This is a genomic window from Embleya scabrispora (genome assembly GCF_002024165.1).
Taxonomy (GTDB): Bacteria; Actinomycetota; Actinomycetes; order Streptomycetales; family Streptomycetaceae; genus Embleya; species Embleya scabrispora_A.
In genome coordinates, this window is sequence record NZ_MWQN01000006.1 from 42,075 (window position 1) to 63,325 (window position 21,251).

The 21,251-nt window shown below is 68.2% G+C and carries 8 protein-coding genes; 6 read left to right on the top strand and 2 right to left on the bottom strand.

The window, feature by feature from the left end; translation table 11 throughout:
- The first annotated feature begins 739 nt into the window (after positions 1–739).
- On the top strand, positions 740–1,045 hold the full coding sequence (locus tag B4N89_RS46490; protein WP_078982757.1) for a hypothetical protein: 306 nt from the start codon (positions 740–742) through the stop codon (positions 1,043–1,045).
- Between the two features lie 1,226 nt (positions 1,046–2,271).
- On the opposite strand, the gene B4N89_RS49455 is transcribed toward B4N89_RS46490, so the two are convergent.
- Both B4N89_RS49455 and B4N89_RS46495 read right to left on the bottom strand, forming a co-directional pair.
- Entirely contained in the window at positions 2,272–2,601 is a 330-nt protein-coding gene (locus B4N89_RS49455) for a hypothetical protein (RefSeq protein ID WP_143658459.1), read from the bottom strand.
- On the bottom strand, positions 2,601–9,425 hold the full coding sequence (locus B4N89_RS46495; RefSeq protein ID WP_078982758.1) for an RHS repeat-associated core domain-containing protein: 6,825 nt from the start codon (positions 9,423–9,425) through the stop codon (positions 2,601–2,603). The genes B4N89_RS49455 and B4N89_RS46495 overlap by 1 nt, the downstream gene beginning before the upstream one ends.
- A 504-nt stretch (positions 9,426–9,929) precedes the next feature.
- Between B4N89_RS46495 and B4N89_RS46500 the strand changes: the two genes are divergently transcribed.
- From B4N89_RS46500 to B4N89_RS46520, 5 genes are all read left to right on the top strand, one after another.
- Positions 9,930–11,885: a hypothetical protein gene (locus B4N89_RS46500; protein ID WP_143658461.1), complete on the top strand. Its 1,956-nt coding sequence runs from the start codon at positions 9,930–9,932 to the stop codon at positions 11,883–11,885.
- Positions 11,882–14,605, top strand: coding sequence for an FG-GAP-like repeat-containing protein (locus tag B4N89_RS46505; RefSeq protein ID WP_078982760.1), 2,724 nt, complete (start codon positions 11,882–11,884; stop codon positions 14,603–14,605). The genes B4N89_RS46500 and B4N89_RS46505 overlap by 4 nt, the downstream gene beginning before the upstream one ends.
- Positions 14,606–14,922: 317 nt before the next feature.
- Positions 14,923–16,071 carry a hypothetical protein gene (locus B4N89_RS46510; protein ID WP_143658463.1) on the top strand — a complete coding sequence of 383 codons (1,149 nt, stop codon included), beginning with the start codon at positions 14,923–14,925 and terminating at the stop codon, positions 16,069–16,071.
- A 267-nt stretch (positions 16,072–16,338) separates the two neighbouring features.
- Positions 16,339–19,983 (top strand): FG-GAP-like repeat-containing protein, encoded by a 3,645-nt coding sequence (locus tag B4N89_RS46515; protein WP_078982762.1) that lies wholly within the window; start codon positions 16,339–16,341, stop codon positions 19,981–19,983.
- A gap of 776 nt (positions 19,984–20,759) precedes the next feature.
- Positions 20,760–21,002 carry a hypothetical protein gene (locus tag B4N89_RS46520; RefSeq protein ID WP_143658466.1) on the top strand — a complete coding sequence of 81 codons (243 nt, stop codon included), beginning with the start codon at positions 20,760–20,762 and terminating at the stop codon, positions 21,000–21,002.
- The last annotated feature ends 249 nt before the right edge of the window (positions 21,003–21,251 follow it).

Genomic DNA, 21,251 nt, shown 5'->3' on the forward strand with positions numbered 1-21,251 from the left:
CGATTGCGGACCGAGGTTGCTGCCGCGCGAGCGGTGCCTGCCGGCTCCTTTGTCGCCCCGGTGGTGGCGGCAGATACGGACGGGCAAATCCCGTGAGTGGCGACCGCATTCGTTCCGGGACTGTCGCTGCGTCAAGCCGTGGCGCGACACGTGCCGCTGCCGTGGACCAGGATGCCCTTGCCGGTGGGAAACGAACGGTGTCGATACGGGCGGCACGATTTTTGTCGGTGCGCACGCACAGTTCCCCGCCGTCCGGTCGGCATGGGTGGCGCAGGTCCGATGGCGCACCGGCCACGAGGAACACCCGATGCCGCACATCGCCGTCGACGAGGACCTGCCCCCGGCGTCCGTCGGCCACCTGATGCGAACCCTGCTCGCCGAAGACGTCGAACTCGGCCCGAACCACCGAAGGTCGCGATACTCCCGCTCAGCACCACCACCCACGCCGACACCATCACCCACCTCGACCGCCGGCCTGGACACCGTGCCCCACGACGCCGAACCCGCGGGGCAACCGATGTGGCGGGGACGTATCCGCCCGCGGACCGCATGTGGTGCCCCCGGCACCGGTATTGGGCGAGCGAGCCCCGGTTGCCGGGTCCCCTCGACACGGGTGCGCTACCCGAGATCGGCCTCGCACACCGGTCCCACCGGCGCCTCGCACGACACGGCGACAGCGTGGCCGCGCATACCCGGGCGGCGGCGGTCACCACCCGCCGGCAACGACCGCGGACGCCACATGGCCCGGCGCCGGCAGGCGCGGCTGGGCCGGCTCACCGCGGGCAACCCCACCCTGACCGCGACCCGCGGGGGCGTCTCGGCCGCTCTCCTGGCCCGCACCGTGGTCACCTATCCCGAAACCGTCGCCCTCGCCCGCGCGTTGGTCACACTCCCCCGGACCGTCTCCCGGATCCCCCGCGGGCCGGCCGCGTACCGACACGCACGGGCCCTGGAACACATCGCCGAACGTCTCGAACTCCCCCGCCTGGCGGTCCCGCCCGACGACCTCCTCCGGGCGCGGCTCCACCACCACGGCCCGGCCTGACCGGCAACGACCCGCCTCCCGACGAGAGCCGACACCCACCTCGGGCCACCCCGCACCGACACCCCGACACCCCCGCAAAAACCCGCGGCTACCTCACGACGCATCGATACATCACCGAGAAAACCAAGATCGTTCCCACGGAACTACGAAACCCCAGGCCATCCCCACCGGGCCCGCCCCGCGAAATCCCCACCACCACAGCCCGGGGCCACCAACCCACCCGCCGGAATTCTCAACCGACACACGAAACCCCAGACCAACCACCAACCCACCCCACCACTGAAATGCTCGGCCACAGGCGTCCCCGAACACGCACAACACTCCTCGGGCGGCGGCGACATGCCCGACCGCCTCCACGACGGCGGCGACCTGGGTGGTGACGACCAGGCGGGCGTCGGGGGTGTACAGGCGCGCGCGCGAAACCACGGCGGGGACATCGGGGGTAGTGTCCGCATCGGCGGGTTCGGGTGGCCGGTCGTCGAAGAATTCCTCCAGACGCAACTCGGCCGGCGCACGGTCGTAGTGACCGGAGGGTGTGCCGGTTCGGGACCTGGGGGCAACCTCCAGCAGTCGGCCGGCGCGTATGTCATCACGGACCGCGCGATGCAGTGTGCTCGCCGACGGCACCGAGGCGGCGTCCCACACGGGCGAGCGTGCCCGCCGCCTGACGTTGCCGGCATCGACCGGCGCAGGCCGACTACGTTGCCGCCCAAGCGGGCGAGTTCGGCCCACAACGCGTCGGAAAGGGTGAAGCCGTTCTTCCGGGGGCGTGCTTCGGGACGCCCTCCGCGTGCCTCACGCAGCCACCGCCTCATCGTCCGTTCGGACACGCCGGCCGCTTCGGCGATGATCCGCACGTGAATGCTGGTCAGCGTCCCGGAGGCGTCGATGTCGAGCAGACGCCGTACCGCCCACGGGCGCGGCACGGCAACGGCCCCGGATCCCGGAAAAGAGGCGTTCTCGCGCGTATCGGCCATATCCCGAGCACACCCCCGCTCACGGGTACGTGACATAGGAACGGTCAACCAGCTGACAAACCCCCACGAACCTGTTAGGAGGCCAGCAACACTGTCCTGATCACTTCATGACAGCCGACAACAACCCCACCACCACAACGAAAGACCCCCGGAACAGCCCGGACACCCCTACACAACGATGCCGGCCAACACACCGCCACCACACCACCCACTCACACAAAGGCGGAACTCGCACCCAGTCTCAGAGAATCACAAGTGGGTGAAGCGTGAAACGTCATCGAGGGCGTCCTCGACAGCACCACGATAAAGTGGGTCTGACTTCAATCCATTGATGACCTTAAGAAGAATGCTGGGAACCTCACCGTGAATCCGAGCTAAATGCCCAACGCATCTGACAGCCAAGACTTTGATCTGCTCATCGAGTTCACCGACCAGGCAGGAATACACCACTTCACATGCACGCCGACCATCCGCGTCGTCCAGCACCAAACCGAGGAGAATTGCAGCAGCACTGTCAGTATCCTTGACTTCCAACGCCTTAAGTATGTCTCGAAGTTGCGAAACGCCACTTTCATTCATCAGGTCAACCTTCCGCGCTTATCGACCAGCCCAGCTCTTTTGAGAGCGCTTTGCATATCATCATTCAACGAATCCCAAGTTCGAACATGCCCGTGATAGACACTATTTGTCCCACCCTGGGCGGCGCCACAGTCACATCGTCTTTCAATGGTCAAATCGATCACAACAATCTGACCATTCTCTTTGTCGACACCTACCCTGCGCGTCGATGTCGGTTTCACTTGAACTGAATTGTCAAGGGCAGCCTGACCATTTTTTGGCTCAGCGCTGTTTTCACCACGACTAGTCTTCGTGGAGGTTGGTTTATGCTTCCCTCCCGCTTCATAAATACTCTCACCACAGTTGTGCACCAAAGTGGCGACACTTCCGACTCCCACATAGTACGTGTGGTCGCCGTCGACCGTCAGGTCGTGTGTACGCAATCCACGAGAGAGGGTTCGCGTCGCGGTGATCTGAACTTGGGTGCCTTCGGGGGTTTGCAGTCCTTGGCCGGGCCGGAGGTCTCCGGCGTTGATCCACTGCTTGAGGTCAGGGACCCAGAAGGGGTGGTTGGTGGTCGCAAGGACGGAAGCGTCGCCGTCGTCCGTCTTGACGGTAATTTCGGCGAACTCCTTATCGTCCTCCGTGGTGATGGAAGCGACGACTGTACGAGGGCTGGTTTCGCCGGACTCAGGGTCTGCGGATAGAACGACGTCGCCCGGTTGGACGTCTTGGATCGGTTTCGTCGATCCATCTGCCATCTGGACTTCCGTGTCGGGGATGAAGCTGTGTCCGCAGTCGGGCGCTTTGGGTCCCTTGGCGCCCTTGCCGGCTACAGGACCGCCAGGAAGGACCAATGGGCCGAGGCCGTCGAAGGCTTGTCCCGCGGCGATCTGTGCGTCCCATTTCTGGTGCATGAGGAAGCTCGCGAAGTCGCGGTCGCAGTCGACTTCAAGGCAGGCTTGGAACATGTAGTTCGTTTGGTCGAACCACCTGTTCTCGGCGCTTTGCATGATGAGGTCGAATCGTTTGTAGTTGACGATTCTCAGGTAGTGCGTCCGGAAGTTGTCGCCCTTTTTCCCCTTCGGGATCCGGTGCGACATGTTGACGCCCTGCGGGTCGACAAAGTCCGAGACAAGGTTCTCCTCGGGCTCGTAAGGGATTCTGACGGGGTCCGCAGGCGGTGGGGGCGGGTTCGAGGGTGAACCGCCTCCCCTGTTGGGGAAGCTGTGGTCGTCAGGGTCGCCGCCACAGTCGCATTCGTAGAGACCGGTGGGATCGCTGACCGTCGTGGGGTTGTTGCTGCTGTAGGTGTAGCCGTGCATCTGTTGGGCATCGGTGAGGTCCATGATCGGGTCGACGCTGATGAAGCGGCCGAGGCTCGGGTCGTATTCGCGGGCTCCGACGTGGGTCAGGCCGGTCGAGTCCATGGGCTTGCCGAGGAAGCCCTTGTCGTCGGGCCATTGGCCGCCTGCCTGGGTGGGTTGTGCACCGCGGGGTTCGCCGAAGGGCTTGGACTGGCGGCGGGTCGCGGTGAGGGTGGCGGCGTCGAGGGTGCTGGTGGGGGTGCCGTGGTGGTCGGCCGCCATGTAGGTGAGCGCGCTGGGCCCGTTGCGGACAACGGTGGCGCCGCCTGCGGTGGTGTAGTAGCGGGTGCCGACGACCGGGCCGTATTGGTCGGTGGCGGTGGTGAGTTCGTCGGCGCCGACGTAGAGGGTAGTCTCGCCGGCCTGGCGACGGATGATGCGCTGGCCGTCGGCATCGTAGAGGTATTCGCTGCCGCCGGTCGCGGAGGCGACCTTGGCCAGCTTGTCCTCTTCGTTCCAGGTCAGGGTCTGGAGGTTGGCGTCACCACCGGGCCGAGTCTTGGTGTTGCCGGCCTGGTCGTAGGTCATGCCGGTGGTGACGGCCTCGCGGGTGCCGGTCTTGACGGTGATGGTGTCCAGGCGGTGGGTACGGTCGGTGGGCTGGGTGCCGGGGTGGTAGCCGTACTCCGTGGTGACGTTCTTCGTCGGGTCGTCGGTCGCGTCGTGGTCGACGAGTTTGGTGCGGTTGCCGACCACGTCGTAAGTGAAGGACTGCCAGTACGGGTCCGGGCCGCCGACGGTCGTCGCGGTCGGGGTCTGGGAGACGCAGCCGCCGATGCCGGGGACGCTCGGGGCCGGCAGGGCGGCGGTGCCGGTGGTGTCCGTCCAGGCTTCCTTGAGGCGACGTCGGCCGTCGTAGGCGAAGCACTGGGTGTCCGTGGTGTTGTTGTCGCGTTTGGTGCTGATGGAGGTGACGTCGCCGTTGGGCTTGTAGGTGTAGGACGTGGCGTCCACGCTTGCGGTGGTGCCGGTCTCCTTGTCCCACTTCGTCGACAGCAGGCGGCCGGTCGCCGGGTCGTAGGCGGTCGTCATCGCCGCCTGGCGCGGGGTCGAGCCCAGGACGGCGCGGATGTTGCGGCCGAAGGGGTCGTAGTCGGACCAGTTGAGGTAGGAGTCCTTGGTGCTGCTGCCGAGCGCGCCCAGTTGTCCGGTGGGCTTGTAGATGTAGTTGAGGTTCTCGGCGGGCAGTCCGCCCCGGGCGGGCAGGATCGAGTAGACGGGTCGGCCGGTGACGCGTTCATAGAGGGTCTTGGTCTCGTAGGTCCCGGCGAGTTTGCCCTCGGTCGCGGGGACGGTCAGTCGGGTGCCGGAGGGCCGGTAGGAGCCGGTGTCGAAGCCGGTGATCTCCGAGACGTACTTGGCGCCGGACGCGCCGCCGACGTAGCGGGTGGAGCCGTCCGCCTGACCCTTGGCATAGCGGTCGTAGGACCACGACGCAAGGAGGTTCTCCGGGGTCGCCGACGCGCCCTTGTACAGGCCGGTCTTGCGGCCGAGGTCATCGTAGGCGTACGTGAGCTTCTGGCCGCCGGCGTCGGTGGTGGAGGTGATCCGGCCGACCTTGTCGTAGGCGGTGTCCGAGGGGCCCTTGTCCGGGTCCTCGACGTGGGTCTTGCGGCCGAGGAAGTCGTAGGTGTACTCCCACTTGTTGCCGCCGGCGTCGGTGACGGTCTTCAGTTCCTCGCGCCCGTTGTACGTGTAGGTGATCTTCGAGTAGTCGGTGCCGGTGGGGGCTCCGCCGTTGTACTCGCGCAGTTCCTGCGGCTTGCCGCGGGCGTCCGAGATCACCAGGGTCGCGGTGCCGCTGGCGGGGGGCGTGGTGGCGATCCGGTCGGCGCCGGCGTAGGAGGTGCGGGTCTCCCACTGGTTGACCGACAGCGACGTGAACGACTCGACGGTCTTGCGGCCCATGCCGTCGTAGACAGTGGCGTTCTGCGCGGGGACCTCGTTGTCGTTGGCGACGAACACCGTCTTCGTGGGTGCCGATGTGTCGTCGTAATAGGGCTGGTTGGTCTTGAGGACGCGGCCGAGGCTGTCGTGGAACGTGTCGGTGACCACCCGGCCGGTGGCCTGGTTCTGGGTGCTGCTCTGGGTCTGGCGTTCCTGGAGGAACGCGCCCAGGAGTTGGCGCGAGGTCGCGTAGCTCTTGTCGACGCGCTTCGTCTCGGTCGTCACCACCGACGGGGCGTTCTTGTTCACCTCGTACGCGAAACGCACGTCGGCGTCGCCCGTCTTCGGGTGGCCGGGCTTCCACACCGCCAACAGACGCCCGAGCGCGTCGTACTCCTGCTCGACCACCAGCCCGTTGACGTCGACGGCCTTGACGGGCAGGTTGCGGGAGCCGGCCGTCTCCAGGGTGGTGGTCCAGCCCTTGGGGTCGGTGGCGATCGTCTTCGTCGGCATCGCCCCTGTGGCCGGCTCGTAGACGGTCGTGGTCGCCTTGTTCTCCGCGTCGGTGACCTTGGTCGCGCGGCCGTAGGCGTCGTACTCGGAGGTGGCGGTGGTCAGCCACTCCGGGGTGCCGTCCGGTTTGTACGCGGTGGCGGCCTCGGTGGCGGTCACGTCCCCGATCGCGCCGACCTGGCCCAGGGGCAGCTTGTCGTAGGAGGTGCGCGAGAGCGCGTATGTCGATGTCGCGGTCGCCGGTGTCTCGCAGTCCCCGGTCACGGAGACGACCTCGGTCGGCTTGCCGATGATCCACGCGGCGGTGTTGTGCGCGTACGTGGTCCTGGTACAGAACGGGTCGAGTCCGTCGGCGAAGTCGGCGACCGCCGTGGGCAGACCGTACGTGCTCTCGTGCGTCGTTTCCTTGCGGGTCTGGCGCCAGGTGTCGTCGGCGAGCAGGCTGCGTGTGCGGGTCAGGTCGGTGCGGGTCATCCGGGCGGTGAGGTCCGGCAGGCCACGGGCGCGTTTGTGGGTGGCCGCGGCCTCGGAGATCCACGGCCTGTTGGAGGTGGTCGCGACGATCTTGTTTCCGACGTCGGCGCCGTCGAAGGTCTGGGTCTCGTAGCCGAAGCCCTGGAAGGCGTCGCGGTCGGTGATCACCGTGCCGGCGGAGTCGGTCACGCTCACCGCGCGTTTGGTGCCGTCCTTCTTGACGTCGCCGTCCATGCCGCGCAGGAACAGGGCCTTGGACTGGGTGATCCTGTCCGGGGCGACGCCGGAGCGGGTGATCACCTCCGCGTAGCCGCGGAAGTCGTTCCACGTGCGGCGGTCCTTGGACTTGGGCCTGGACGCCTCCTTGTCCTCGGTCAGTTCGGAGTCGTCACGGTGCCAGGCCGCACCGCCGAGGTATTCGTAGCGGGTGGACTTGTCCGGGGCGTGGGTCGTCGGGTCCTGTTCGGTGACCTCGGCGACGGTGTACTTGTGGAACCAGTGCAGGACCGGGTCCGCGTCGCCGTAGCTCCACCAGACGGGGTAGCACGCCTTGGTGTTGGCGTCCGGGGTGGGCAGGTTCGCGGTCGTGCACTCGGGCGGGTTGAACCGGAAGGTGGTCAGCCCGCCGGTCTCGTTGGTGATCGTGGTGATCCGGCGGCGGTTCATCGGCGGCGCCATGTCGCCGCCCGCGTCGACACGGTTGGGCATGAACGTGCCGGTGAAGTCGACCGACGGCATGTCGATCTTCTTCGAACCGTCGTAGCCCGTGCGGGTGATCGACTTCAGCCACAGCGTCGCGGTGGAGCCGTCACCGGGGTCGGGGTAGTCCTGGTCCAAGACGTACTCGTCGACGGTCTGAAAACCGGAGCCGACCAGGACCTGGGTGGTGATCTTGGTCAGGCGACGGGTGGAGAAGTAGGTGGGGCTGTACTGCTCGCACGTGCCGGTCGCCGCGCACACCTTGTCGACGGGTACGTCCGGCCACTTGGCTGCGTTGGCCTTGGTCATCTTCGCCGGATCGCAGTCGAACCCGTCCTTGACCAGGCAACGCTCCGCCGTGTCGAAGACGATCTGTGCGGTCGGCTGCGAGGCATCGGTCAGCTTCGAACCGTAGGTGATTCTCGCGAGGGTTCCGCCGCGGGTGTACTCGGTCCGGGTACCGGACCCGACCAGGATCGCGCCGCGGGTGTAGTTGTTCTTCTCCTCGTTGTACGAGAACGTGACCAGACCGCCGCGGGTGTCCACGACGTGGTCCAGGTTCCAACGCCACGCCTGCGGGCACCAGGACGCGTCGAACCCGGACGCCTTGTTGCACGGCTCGCCCGCGTTGTTGCCGTAGACCGGGGCGGTCCACGTCGAGTTCGTCGCCGGGCCGGTGTTGCCGACGCCGGGCTTGTGGCCGACGCCGAAGAAGTACTGGACTCCGTTGGGCGTCGTCAGTTTCCAGTGCTCGCCGTCGTCGTCGCCATTGCTCGCGCCGGTGAGGAGTTCGATGCGGGAGCCGTCGTCGTTCGCCAGGCGCCACGCCTTGGAGACGTCGTCACGCAGCAGCGTGGAGGAACTGCCGTTCAGGGACAGAATCAGCGAGTTCTGGTCGGACCAGCACTTCTCGCCGGACTTGTCCTGGCCGTCCCGGGCGCACGTCTGGTAGGAGCGCTCCACGAAACCGGGCGCGTACTCCCAGCCCTCGCCGATCCACGACGCCTGATTGTTGGTCGAGGTGCCCTTCCCGTCGATCTGGCCGGAGTTGTAGACGAGATTGATCTGGGGGGCGGTGCCCCCGACGGCGGTGGGCACCGCAATCGGGTGGGACCAGTTCATCGTGCCCGAGTTGCCGCCCGCGGTCCACGCTCCGGACGGGGTCAGCGAGGTCGCGGTGTAGTCGCCGGAAGGGCCCGCGTCCGCCGCGGTGGCCGCCAGCACCATCCGCCCCGAAACACCGGGGTTGGCTGCGGGAAGGTCGACGGCGGCAGTGACGCTGCGCGTCGCCGCGTTGTTGCGGGAGGTCTCCAGCGGGGTCTTCACCCGGCACTGGGCCTGCTCTGGGGTGGTCAGCGCGCACTCGGGCAGCGTGGACAGCCGCAGACGGGTGGACCAGTCGGCGCCGAACGCGTCCCGGAAGCCCGCGTAGTCGAGGGAGACGGTGACCCGGCCGGCGTCGGTGCGGCCGTCGGCGCGGGCCACGCTCAGCACGACCCCGTCGACGCCTGCCTTGTCCGCCGTGGCGCGGTCGGCGACGGTGACCTTGACCTTCGCCGGGGCCGCAGTCATTCCGGACGCAACCGGGGCGGCGCGGTTGACGAACGGGGCCGGCGAGGCCGCGGGAGTGGTGACTCGAACGGGGCCACCGGCCACGCGGCCGTCGGTGGGTGTGGCGTAGAGCGCGGAGAAGCCGGACGCGCGCGGGGCGGTGGATTCGGCGGCGGGCACCGTCTCGGCCGTCAGCGGCTCGGGCCACACGACCTTTCCCGGCTTCCACGACCCGTGACCGTCACCCGCCGGGCGCCGCACATCGGACTTCGGTGCCTTCGAGCCGCCCACCGGCTTGGTCTTGGGAAGTTCCCCGGAGACCACGAGGGTTTCGCGTCGTCGGGCACCACCCATGGCAGGGCCTGCGCCGGGCCGGCCGACGCCAACAACGCTGCGACGGTGGCCGCCACCACGACGCCCCGACCCGCGGCACGCCCGCGCCGGGAACCGGCACCGGTCCCCCATGTCCACACGCTCTTGCCACGCACGCAGCCGCCCGCCGTTCCCGCCCCCGAGCCGGGCGAAGAATCCAATGGAATCCAAATGAGGAGCGCAACGTATGGCCCGGACTCCCCAACCGGCAACGGGAGTTCCACGCCTCGACGTGATGTTCGTCATAACAACGGAAGGGTCTCCTCGAGCGTCCTCGACAGTCGCAAAAGGCCCATCACAAAGCATAAGTGGATAGTTGGTTGGCACTTGTTCGATCAATACCGATGTGTCGACTCCGCCACTTTCCATGAGTGAACTGCGTCACATGACAGGTGTGTTGTCATCGACTCGAACCGGGTCGTAGGTTCCGCGCAACTACGCGCACGCCACGCGCCGCGTCCCGCATTCGCTCAGGAGACCTCACCCATGGGGCATTCACCCCCACACGCCCGAATCCGTCCCAGGCTGGCCGCCACCGTGTACGGACTGGTCGGGCTCACCCTCACCTGCGGTGTCCTGGCTCCCGGCGCGCAGGCCGCAGCCGATGCCGTGCCCGGCACATCGACCACCCCGGCCGCTACCACCGAGCCGCAAGCGACGACGCCGGTCGCCAAGGCCGAGGCGGAGCAGAGTGCCTCCTCCAAGGCACGGGCCACCAAGCAGCCCGTTCCCGTACCGGAGTTGACCACCGAGACCGACACCGTGACCGCCCTGCCGGACGGCACGATGTCGCTGAAGCGGACCGTCGCACCCGCTCGAACGAAGAAGACCGGGAAGTGGGTCGACCTCGACCCGACGCTGAAGCCATCCACGGACGGCAAGGTCCGTCCGATCAGCACCACGGACGACCTGGTCCTCGGTGGCGGCGGCGACAACATGCTCGCGTCGATGACCACCGGCGGCCGCACCCTGACGCTGACCTGGCCCACCACGCTGCCCAGGCCCGTCCTCGACGGCGCCGGCGCGCTGTACCCGGGCGTACTGCCGGACGTCGACCTCAAGGTCACCGCCGCCGAACAGGGCGGCTTCGCCCACACGTTGATCGTCAAGACCCCCGATGCCGCGCGCAACCCGAAGCTGGCCACACTCAAGCTCGGCACCGCCGGCACCGGACTCACCGTCGCCCCCGAGGCCGGCGGCGCTCTGGTGGCGAAGGACGCCGACGGCTCACGGGTGTTCGCGGCACCGGTCCCGCAGATGTGGGACTCGCGCACCACCGCGAAGACCTCGACCGCGCGGACCGCGAACGCGGCCCCGTCCGCCGCCGACGTCGGGGAGGTCCCGGCGAGCGAACTCGCCTCCACCGCACAGCGGCCGGGCGCACGGGCCACTCATGCGGACCTGCGTACGTCGGTGGACAAGGGCTCGGTGACGCTGAGCGCCGACACCGGTCTGCTCACCTCGCCGGACACGGTCTTCCCCGTATACATCGACCCCAGTTGGTCGCGCCCGGCGGCCATGTGGGGCTGGGTGCAGTCGGCGTACGAGACCACCCCCGGATACGGACGCACCGACTACCAGCCCGGCATCGGCTACCAACGCTGGCGCGACAGGGTCGGTATCGAGCGCTCCTTCTTCCGCGTGTCGGTGGACGGCCTGGCCGGTAAGGACGTGCTGAGCGCGTCGTTCAACGTCAAGCAGGTCGACTCGGCCATGTTCAGTTGCACCGATTCCCCGCAGCCGGTCTCGCTCAAGGCGGTCTCCGACACGCTGACGACCTCGACGAACTGGAACAACCAGCCGAGCGGCGCGTCCGAGTGGGCGTCGGGTTCCTTCCCGGGCTCGAACGCCGACGCCCACTGCGCGCCGCGCCTGCTCGACTTCTCGATCACCGACCAGATCGCAGCCCGGACCCACTGGTCCTCGGTCACCTTCGGCCTCTTCGGGAACGAGACCCAGAGCACAAGCAACAACGGCTTCAAGCGCGTCTCGCGCACCGCCGCGGACACCTTCCTCAGCGTGTCCTACAACACCCCGCCGAACCCGCCCACGAACCTGCGCACCGACCCCGCGCCGGTCAACGGCTCGGGCGCGAACAATTGCGGCTACATCGGACGCCTCAACCCCGACGTCGGCCGACTGCGCCTGATGGCCGACCGCAACGACCTCGACGGCGACGACGGTGACGTCTGGTTCGCGCTCAACGAGATGAACCAGGGCGGCCGCGAGGTCTGGAACAGCGGCTGGACGTCCTGGGGGGCCAACGGCGCCACCGCCAACGCCGACGTCCCATCGACAAACTCGTCCCCGGCAGCACCTACCGCTGGAGCGTCAAGGGCGGCGACGGCCGACGCGAATCCGGCTGGGCCGACAGCTGCGACTTCACCGTCGACGGCACCGTCCCCACCCTCACCGGCGTCACCAGCACCGACTACCCCGTGAACGGCGGCGGCAAGACCGCCGACAACACCGGAACGTTCTACGTCACCGCCACCGACCCCGACTCCGGCGTCGGCCGCGTCGAATACGTCCTCAACGGCAGCCTGCCCATCGGCCAGGCCCCCGCAGCGAACTGGGACGAGGAACACAAGGCGTGGAAAGTCGCCGACGTACCGGTGACCCGGTGGGGTACGAACACCCTGACCGTGCGCGCGATCGACCTGGCCGGGAACCGCACCCAGCCCTTCGCGTACCAGTTCTACGCCCCAGGCAACCCGAACGCGACCACCACCCTGGGCGACATCAGCGGCGACACCCGCGTCGACATGCTCGCCGTCACCGACGGCGGCGCGCTGAAGATGTACGACGCCGGAACCGACCCCACCACAGGCGGACGTACGGTCTCCAACGCCGGCCAGGGCCCGATGCCCGGCGGAACCTGGACCGGGGCGAAACTGGCCCACCGTGGCGGCGCCGGTGTCACCAGGGACGACCTCTTCGTTTACGACGGCACCAACGTGCTGGTGTACCGCAACAGCGACGGCTACAACGGAGCGCTCCCCAAACCCGGATCCGCCAACAACGGCGGCCAGTTCTACGTACCGCAGAACAACGTCCTGGCCAGTCGGCCGTTCCTGTGCGTCGACGCCCGCACCGGCCAGGACTGCGCTCCGGGCATCTACGCCGACGACTGGGGCAGGGTCAAGCAGATCGTCGCCCCCGGCGACGTCGACGGCGACGGCGCACTCGACCTCATCACCGTCGAAGGCGACACCAACCGGCTCTTCCTCCACTCCGGCAACGGAACCCCCGGAGGATTCGACCTCACCGCCAAACTCCTCGGAAACACCGACTGGGCCGACCGCGACATCATCGCCCCCGGCGACGTCACCGGCGACGAACGACCCGACCTGTGGGTCCGCGACCGCACCACCGGCAACCTCTACCAATACCCCTCCAAAGTGACCACCACGGGCGGCATCAAGGTCACCGATGTCAGCGCCCTGGGCGACGACACCCGGCGGGTCGAGCTCGCCGCGGACCTCACACCCGCCGTCTACCCCGCCCTGCACGCCGACGGCGACCTGGACGGCGACAAGATCGCCGACCTGTGGGCGGAAGGCCCCGGCGGCAGCCTCTACGTCATCCGAGGCAACGCCCCCGGAAGCACCACCGCCTTCCGTGACGGACAACTCCTCGCCAACAGCAACACCCCCTGGACCAACTGCAAGCCGTTCAAGTCCGGAGTCGACCCCAGCAAGACATTCGACATCTGCGGGCCGATTCTCGACAAGTACGAGGCATCCGGCGGCCCCGACGGCGAACTCCGCCTGCCCGTCTCCGGCACCAACGTCGACGGCGACAGCATCGGCCACTGGGCCGACTTCCAGGCCGACAGCGGCAACGGCACGGCCGCCGCATCGCTCAACTCCTCGCCCTACACCGGCACCTGGATCGTCCGCGGCACCGTGCGCCAGAAGTGGCTCGCCCTCGGCGGCCCGCGCGGTCTGCTCGGCTACCCAGTGAGCGACGAGACGAAGATGTACGACGGCGGCGGCACCTACCTCGGCGCCATCAGCCGCTTCGCCGGCGGCCTCACCTCCGGCCCCGGCGCCATCACCGCCACCAACGCCGGCACCCACGAAATGCACGGCGACATCTACAACCGCTGGCAACTCTTGGGCGGCACACGCGGCTTCCTCGGATTCCCCGCCACCGACGAGACGAGGACACCCAACAAGCCCGGCTTCTACAACCACTTCCTCGCACCCGGCGCGGCCACCGTCACCGGATCCATCTACGCCTCGCCCACCACGGGCGCCTGGGCCGTCTACGGCAGCATCCGCAACACCTGGGCCGCACACGGCTGGGAGAACAGCGACCTCGGCTTCCCCATCACCGACGAGTTCGCCATCGCGGGCGGCCGTCGCTCCAACTTCCAGCAGGGCTACATCCACGAAACCTGGCGAAGCAGCACCTACACCCTCTACGGCAGCGACCGTCTCGTCGCCTCCGCCGACTTCGACGGCGACCACGTCCCCGACGCCGTGACCATCGACGACAAGGGCTCGCTGTGGCTGCGCCACGGCAACCCCGACGGCACCTTCCGCGAGCGCGTCGGTATGTGGGGCGACACCACCTGGTCCGGCGCCACCGCCATCACCGCCGGTGACTTCGACAAGGACGGCAAGGGCGACCTGATCGCCGCGACGGTCGCCGGAAAGCTGTGGCTCTACCTCGGCAACGGCACCGGCGGATTGTCCGACGGCAAACCACTGTGGTCCGACGGAACCTGGAACCCCGCGAGCGGAATCGCCGCCGGCGACTTCGACGGCGACGGCAAACTCGACATCGCCAACATCTGGGCCAACGGCGAACTACGCCTGTACCGAGGCGACGGCAAGGACAAGATCGCCACCAGCATCCCCTTCGGCGTGGACGCCTCATGGGGCTCCATCAGCAAAATCACCGCCGGCGACTTCAACGCCGACGGCAAGACCGACCTCGCCGCCATCTGGGCCAACGGCGCCCTGCGGCTGTACACCGGCAACGGCAACGCCACCATCAACGAAAGCATCAACCTCGGATCCGACAACAGCTGGGCCACCATCCGCGGCATCGCCGCCGCCGACATCAACGCAAATGGCAAAAGCGACATCACCGCCCTGTGGGACAACGGCACACCACACACCTACCTCGACCCGGTGCGCCCCACGAACTGACCCCGACCACCGCCTCGGAGCCGTCGCCCGGTCGGGCAACGGTCCCGGGACCATGGGGGAACAACTGTCCCGGTCCCATGTACGAACACCGGAAGGCGCCGACCACCCCAACGGTCGGCGCCTTGCCCTCTCCCTCGTACCGCAGCACATCGAGACGGCGGGACCTGCAAGGACTCGGCTCTTCCAACACTTGCGGTGAATGAAGCGGGTCACATGGCGGCCACGTTGTCATCGCCGCGGACCAGCCCGTAGGTTCCGCGCGTCTCTGCGTGCGCTCCGCGCCGTGTTCCACAACCCACCTTCAGGAGACTCCGCCCATGGGGCACCCACCCCTGCATACCCGAACCCGCCCCCGCTTGGTCGCCACCGTGTGTGGACTCGTCGGACTCACCCTCACCTGCGGGGTCCTGACACCCGGCGCGCAGGCCACACCAGGTACCTCGACTACTTCCACCGCCTCCACCGCACCCACGTCCGCCGAGCCGCGGGCGACGACACCACTCGCCCGGGCCAAGGCCGAACAAGACGCCGCCGCCAAGGCGCGGGCCACCAAACAGCCCGTCCCGGTACCGGAGTCGACCACCGAGACCGACACCGTCACGGCGCTGCCCGATGGCACAATGTCCCTCAAGCGCACCATCGAGCCCGTTCGGACGAAGAAGACCGGCACGTGGGTCGATCTCGACGCCACACTCAACGCCTCGGCGGACGGCAGGGTCCGTCCGGTCAGCACCACCGACGACCTCGTCCTGGGCGGCGGCGGAGACAACACGCTCGCCTCGATCACCAGCAACGGCCGCACTCTCGCCCTGACATGGCCGACGGCGCTGCCGAAGCCGATCCTCGACGGTGCCGGCGCGCTGTACCCGAACGTCCTCCCGGACGTCGACCTCCAGGTCACCGCCGCCAAGCAGGGCGGCTTCGCGCACTCGCTGATCGTCAAGACCCCGGAAGCCGCCCGGCACCCGAAACTGGCCGCCCTCAAACTCGGCGTCACCACCACCGGGGTCGCTCTCGCCAAGAACGGCAACGGCTCACTCGTCGCCAAGTCCACCGACGGCGCACCGGTGTTCGTCGCCCCCTCCCCACAGATGTGGGACTCGCGCACCACACCGCCTTCTCCCGAATCGACCGAGCAGACCGCCACGCGGTCGGCGACTACGCAGACCGCACCGCAAGGCGGCGCGGCACCCGCCGGCGTGCCGCAGGGCGAACCGGCCTCGGACGCCCACCATCCCGGCGTCCATGCCCGTACCGCCGACCTCGCCACCACGGTTGACGCCAAGTCCCTCACGCTCGAGGCCGACACGGGTATGCTCACCGCTCCCGACACGGTCTTCCCCGTCTACATCGACCCCACCTGGGGTCGCTGGGCCGAGACCTGGGGCTGGGCCCAATCCGCCTACCCCACCAAGCCCGGACGCGAAAACACCAAGTACCAGCCGGGCGTGGGCTACCAGCGATAGCCGGAGAACCCGATAGGCCTGGAACGCTCCTTCTTCCGCATCCCCATCGGCCTCGCAGGCAAGGACATCATCGGCGCGACCTTCAGCGTCAAACAGGTCGACTCGGCCCTGTTCAGCTGCACCGACTCCCCGCAGCCCGTCTACGTCAACCAGGTCACCGGAACCCTCGACAACTACACCAACTGGGACAACCAACCCAGCGGCAACCCCACCCCGTGGGCCAGCGGATCCTTCCCCGGCTCCAAGGACGGCGCCTGCGCGCCCCGCATGCTCGACTTCACCGTCACCGACCAGGTCGCCGCCCGCGTGGGCACGCCGTCGGTCATCCTCGCCGTCCAGGGCAACGAGACCAAGGTCGACAGCAACAACGGCTTCAAGCGCATCTCGCGCGAACCCGCCGACACCGTGATCTCCATCAACTACAACACCCCACCCGACCCGCCCACGAACCTGCGCAGCGATCCCGCGCCGATCAACGGCGCCGCCTCCGGCAACTGCGGCTACATCGGCCGCCTCAACCCCGACGTCGGCCGACTACGCCTGATGGCCGACCGCAACGACCCCGACGGCGACGACGGCGAACTGTGGTTCGCGCTCAACGAGATGAGCGCCGGGGGCGTCGAGATCTGGAACAGCGGATGGACCTCCTGGGGTCCCAACGGCGCCACGGGCATGGCCGACGTCCCCCTCGACCGGCTCACTCCCGGCAGCACCTATCGATGGAGCATCCGGGCCCGCGACGGGCGACGCGACTCCGAATGGACACACGGCTGCACCTTCTCCGTCGACGGCACCGTCCCCGCCGTGGGTGAGGTGAGCAGCACCGACTTCCCCAGGAACGGCGGCGGCAAGACAGCCGACAACACCGGCACGTTCCACGTCACCGCCACCGACCCCGACTCCGGCGTCGGCCGCGTGGAATTCGCCCTCAACTCGACCCTGCCGGTCGGCGAAGCCTCCCCCGCCGTCTGGGACGAGGTCACCAGCAAGTGGCGGATCCCGGACCTGCCGATCACAAGATGGGGAGCGAACACACTCCTCGTGCGCGCTGTGGACCGGGCCGGGAACCGCTCACAGCCGCTGGTGTACGAGTTCTACGCCCCCGGCAACCCCAACGCAACCACCACGCTCGGCGACATCACCGGCGACACCCGCGTCGACATGCTTGCCACCACCGACGGCGGCGACCTGAAGATGTACGACGCGGGAACCGACCCCGCCACCGGCGGACGACTTGTCTCCCTCGCCGCCCAGGGGCCCAAGACCTCCGCTTCCGGCCAACCCACCTGGACCGGGGCCCTCCTCGCCCACCGCGGCGGCGCCGGAATCACCCACGACGACCTCTTCGTGCACGACGGCACCAACCTGTACGTCTACCGCAACAGCGACGGCTACACCGCCCTGCCCAAACCCGGCGCCCCCAACAACGGCGGCCAGTACTACGTCTCCCAGAACCGCGTACTCGCCGGCCGGCCGTTCCTGTGCGTCGACGCCCGCACCGGCCAGGACTGCGCTCCGGGCATCTACGCCGACGACTGGGGCAGGGTCAAGCAGATCGTCGCCCCCGGCGACGTCGACGGCGACGGCGCACTCGACCTCATCACCGTCGAAGGCGACACCAACCGGCTCTTCCTCCACTCCGGCAACGGAACCCCCGGAGGATTCGACCTCACCGCCAAACTCCTCGGAAACACCGACTGGGCCGACCGCGACATCATCGCCCCCGGCGACGTCACCGGCGACGAACGACCCGACCTGTGGGTCCGCGACCGCACCACCGGCAACCTCTACCAATACCCCTCCAGCGTCACCACCACGGGCGGCATCAAAATCACCGACCCGGCAGCCGTCGCCGACGACGGGCGCCGAGTTCCCATCGCCACGGACCTCACCACCGCCGCCTACCCCCTCCTGCACACCGACGGCGACCTCGACGGCGACAAGAATGCCGACCTGTGGGCCGAAGGCCCCGGCGGCAGCCTCTACGTCATCAAGGGCAATCCACAGGGCACCGAGCCTCGATTCGCCCCCGCTCAGCCACTGGCCAACAGCAACACGCCATGGACCACCTGCGAGAAGTTCTCCTCGGCGGGCGACACGAACGTCAAGCTCGACCTGTGCGGGCCGATCCTGGCCAAGTACAAGGCCACCGGGGGGCCCACCGGGCCGCTGAGGCTGCCCACCGTCGGCACCGCCGCCGATTCCGACGGCATCGGCCGCTACGCCGACTTCCAGGCCGTCGGCGGCGGCGCCACCAACGCCTCCATCCACTGGTCACCCACCACCGGCGCCTGGTCCGTCCAGGGCAACATCCGCAACACATGGCTCACCGGCGGCGGCACCCACGGACCCCTCGGCTACCCCGTCGGCGACGAGGACACCGTCCGCGACGGCGCCGGCACCACCATCGGCTGGATCTCCCGCTTCGCCGGAACCGCCACCACCGGCGCCGGCGCCGTCACCTGGACCCCCTACACCGGACCCGCCCACCCCATCACCGGCGAAACCTACAACCGCTGGCAAGCCACCGGCGGACCCCGCGGACCCCTCGGATTCCCCACCACCGACATCACCGACACACCCACCAAACCCGGCGCCTACACCCACTTCCGCACCCCCGGCACGAGCGCCGACAACGGATCCGTCTACACCACCCCCGGCGCGGGAGCCCACGCCGTCTGGGGCAACATCCGCAACCGGTGGGCCGAACTCGGCTGGGAACAGGGATACCTCGGCTTCCCCACCAGCGACGAATACGACGTCACCGGCGGGCGCCGATCCGACTTCCAGGGCGGTTACGTCCGTTGGAACAACATCACCGGGGCTACTGTCGATCATCTTCCGGGCGACACCACCCGGGACCGGCGCAACGAATACTCGGGGGACTTCGACGGCGACGGGCGCGCCGACGTGCTGACCGTCTACGACTACGGGCAGTCCACCAGCGCGTTCTTCGTCTCCGCCGGCAACGCCGACGGCACGTTCGGCGCGCCGCGGCAGGTGTGGGCGAGCTTGGCCGGACACTGGGACACCACCCGCGTCAAATACACGATCGGGGACTTCGACGGCGACGGCCGCGACGACATCGCCGCACTGCACGTGTGGAACGACGGCAGCACCTCGCTGTTCAAGTTCATCGCCCACCCCGGCGGGGTGTTCTCCGAACCGATCCCCGGGTACGTGACACCGGCGGGGAACTGGGACTGGAACCGGGCCATGGTCATGGCCGGGGACTTCAACGGCGACGGCAAGGACGACGTCGCCATGCTCTACGCCAAGGTCGCCGACCCCGCGAACGGCACCACCTCCGTCCACACCTGGGTCGTCCGCAGCGACGGCACCTTCGACACCCCCCTGCCCGGCTGGCAGTCCGCGCCCGGCGGGTGGAACGCCGCCTCCGCGAAATACACGGTCGGCGACTACAACGGCGACGGACGCGCCGACATCGCCGCCCTGTACGGCTGGTCCGACGGCAGCGTCACCCTCCACACCCTCCTCGCAGGACCCGACGGGGCACTCGCCGCACCCGTACAATCCTGGCGCGCCGCACCCGGGACGTGGGACTGGAACAAGACGCAACTGACCACCGGCGACTACAACGGTGACCACCGCGTGGAGATCGGGGCGATGTACGACCTCGGCGCAGGCACCGCCGAATACCGCGTCTTCCCCACCACAGCCACCGGAGGATTCACCAACCCTGTCGTCGCCTGGCACTCCGCGCCCGGGACCTGGGACACCGGCTCCGCCTACCCGTTGGCCGGAGACGTCAACGGCGACGGCCGCACCGACATCAGCGCCATGTACGAATGGAACGACGGCTCCACCACACTCAACACACTGTCGGCCAAAACCGACGGCACCCTCAACCCACCCGTACAAGCATGGAGAGCCGCACCCGGAACCTGGTAACAGGAAACACACCGAACGGGGCCCGGCACGCATCGGCGTGCCGGGCCCAGACACGCCCTGTTCACCCGCGAGCCCCGCCCCGACTGCGGATTCGACGGACCGTCGAATCTCGAACGTGGCCGCCGGGAACTGGGAATGAACCGCGTACAACTCCTCGCCGGAGACTTCGACGGCAACGGACGCGCCGACGTCGCCGCGATGTACGAATGGAACGACGACTCCACCACCACCCGCACGCTCGTCACCGGTGCGGACGGCATCGTCAAACCCCCGCCCAGGGATGGAGAGCCGCACCCGGCACCTGGTAGACCGGCCACGACCCACCGGACAGCGACACCAACGAGCGAACAGGGGTCCGGCGCGCACCACCACACACGACACACCCGCACGAACCCCGTCCCAGGGCACGCCAAGTCACCGACCACCCGAGCCACTCCACGCCCCCGCACCAAGCCGCATGCAGGACGCGCCGGCTCACACCGCTCTCGCCCGAGGCGTATTCTCGACGGTGTCCCCCGGTCCTCTCGAACCCGTGGCACCACAGGTCAACCCGCCCCTCGCCAAACAAAGACGCACTACAACCCGGGACAAAACAACATTCCCGAACCATGCTGAACCCGGGACGGACACGCCGTGCGCGAGTGGCGGTCTCCCGAACCCTGCTCGCGTGCAACGTATTTGACGAGGCGTCATATCGATGGCGCCGAAGTGGCATGATGCAGGGCAGGATTGACAGCGCCGCGACGGCGTCCGGAGTTCCCGACCCTGCCCTGGCCGTGGGGATACTGATCCTCGGGGTGGCGGGTGCGGTGTGGGGCATGCACGGCGCATTCGACCTGCGGGGTTGGCGGACCCGAACCGTCGAGAGGTTGCGCCGGACGGACTCGATCACCCTCGACCTGCGCGGGACCGGTCCGACCATCGAGGGTATGGACCACTTCTTTCGCCTCGTGGGATGGCTCATGATCATCTCCGGCGCAGGCGCGGTGGTACTGGGCGTGGTCGGCTTGTCGACCTGAGACGCCTCGATCGAAGTCGAGCACGGGCGTAGATCGGCAGGATTTTCGGACGGTCGAGCCCGGTGCCGATGCCGGAACGGCGAGGGTGGTGACAGGCCCGAACCGGGCGTTGTCGGACTTGACCCGGTGAGCAAATCTGCCGGCGCGAATGGATGTTCGAGGTGTTCGGCATTCGACGCGGTATCGGAACGCCTGGTGCGACCAGGCCCAAGCGTGTCGGGTGTCGGGTCACTCCGCTTCCCTCCGTAG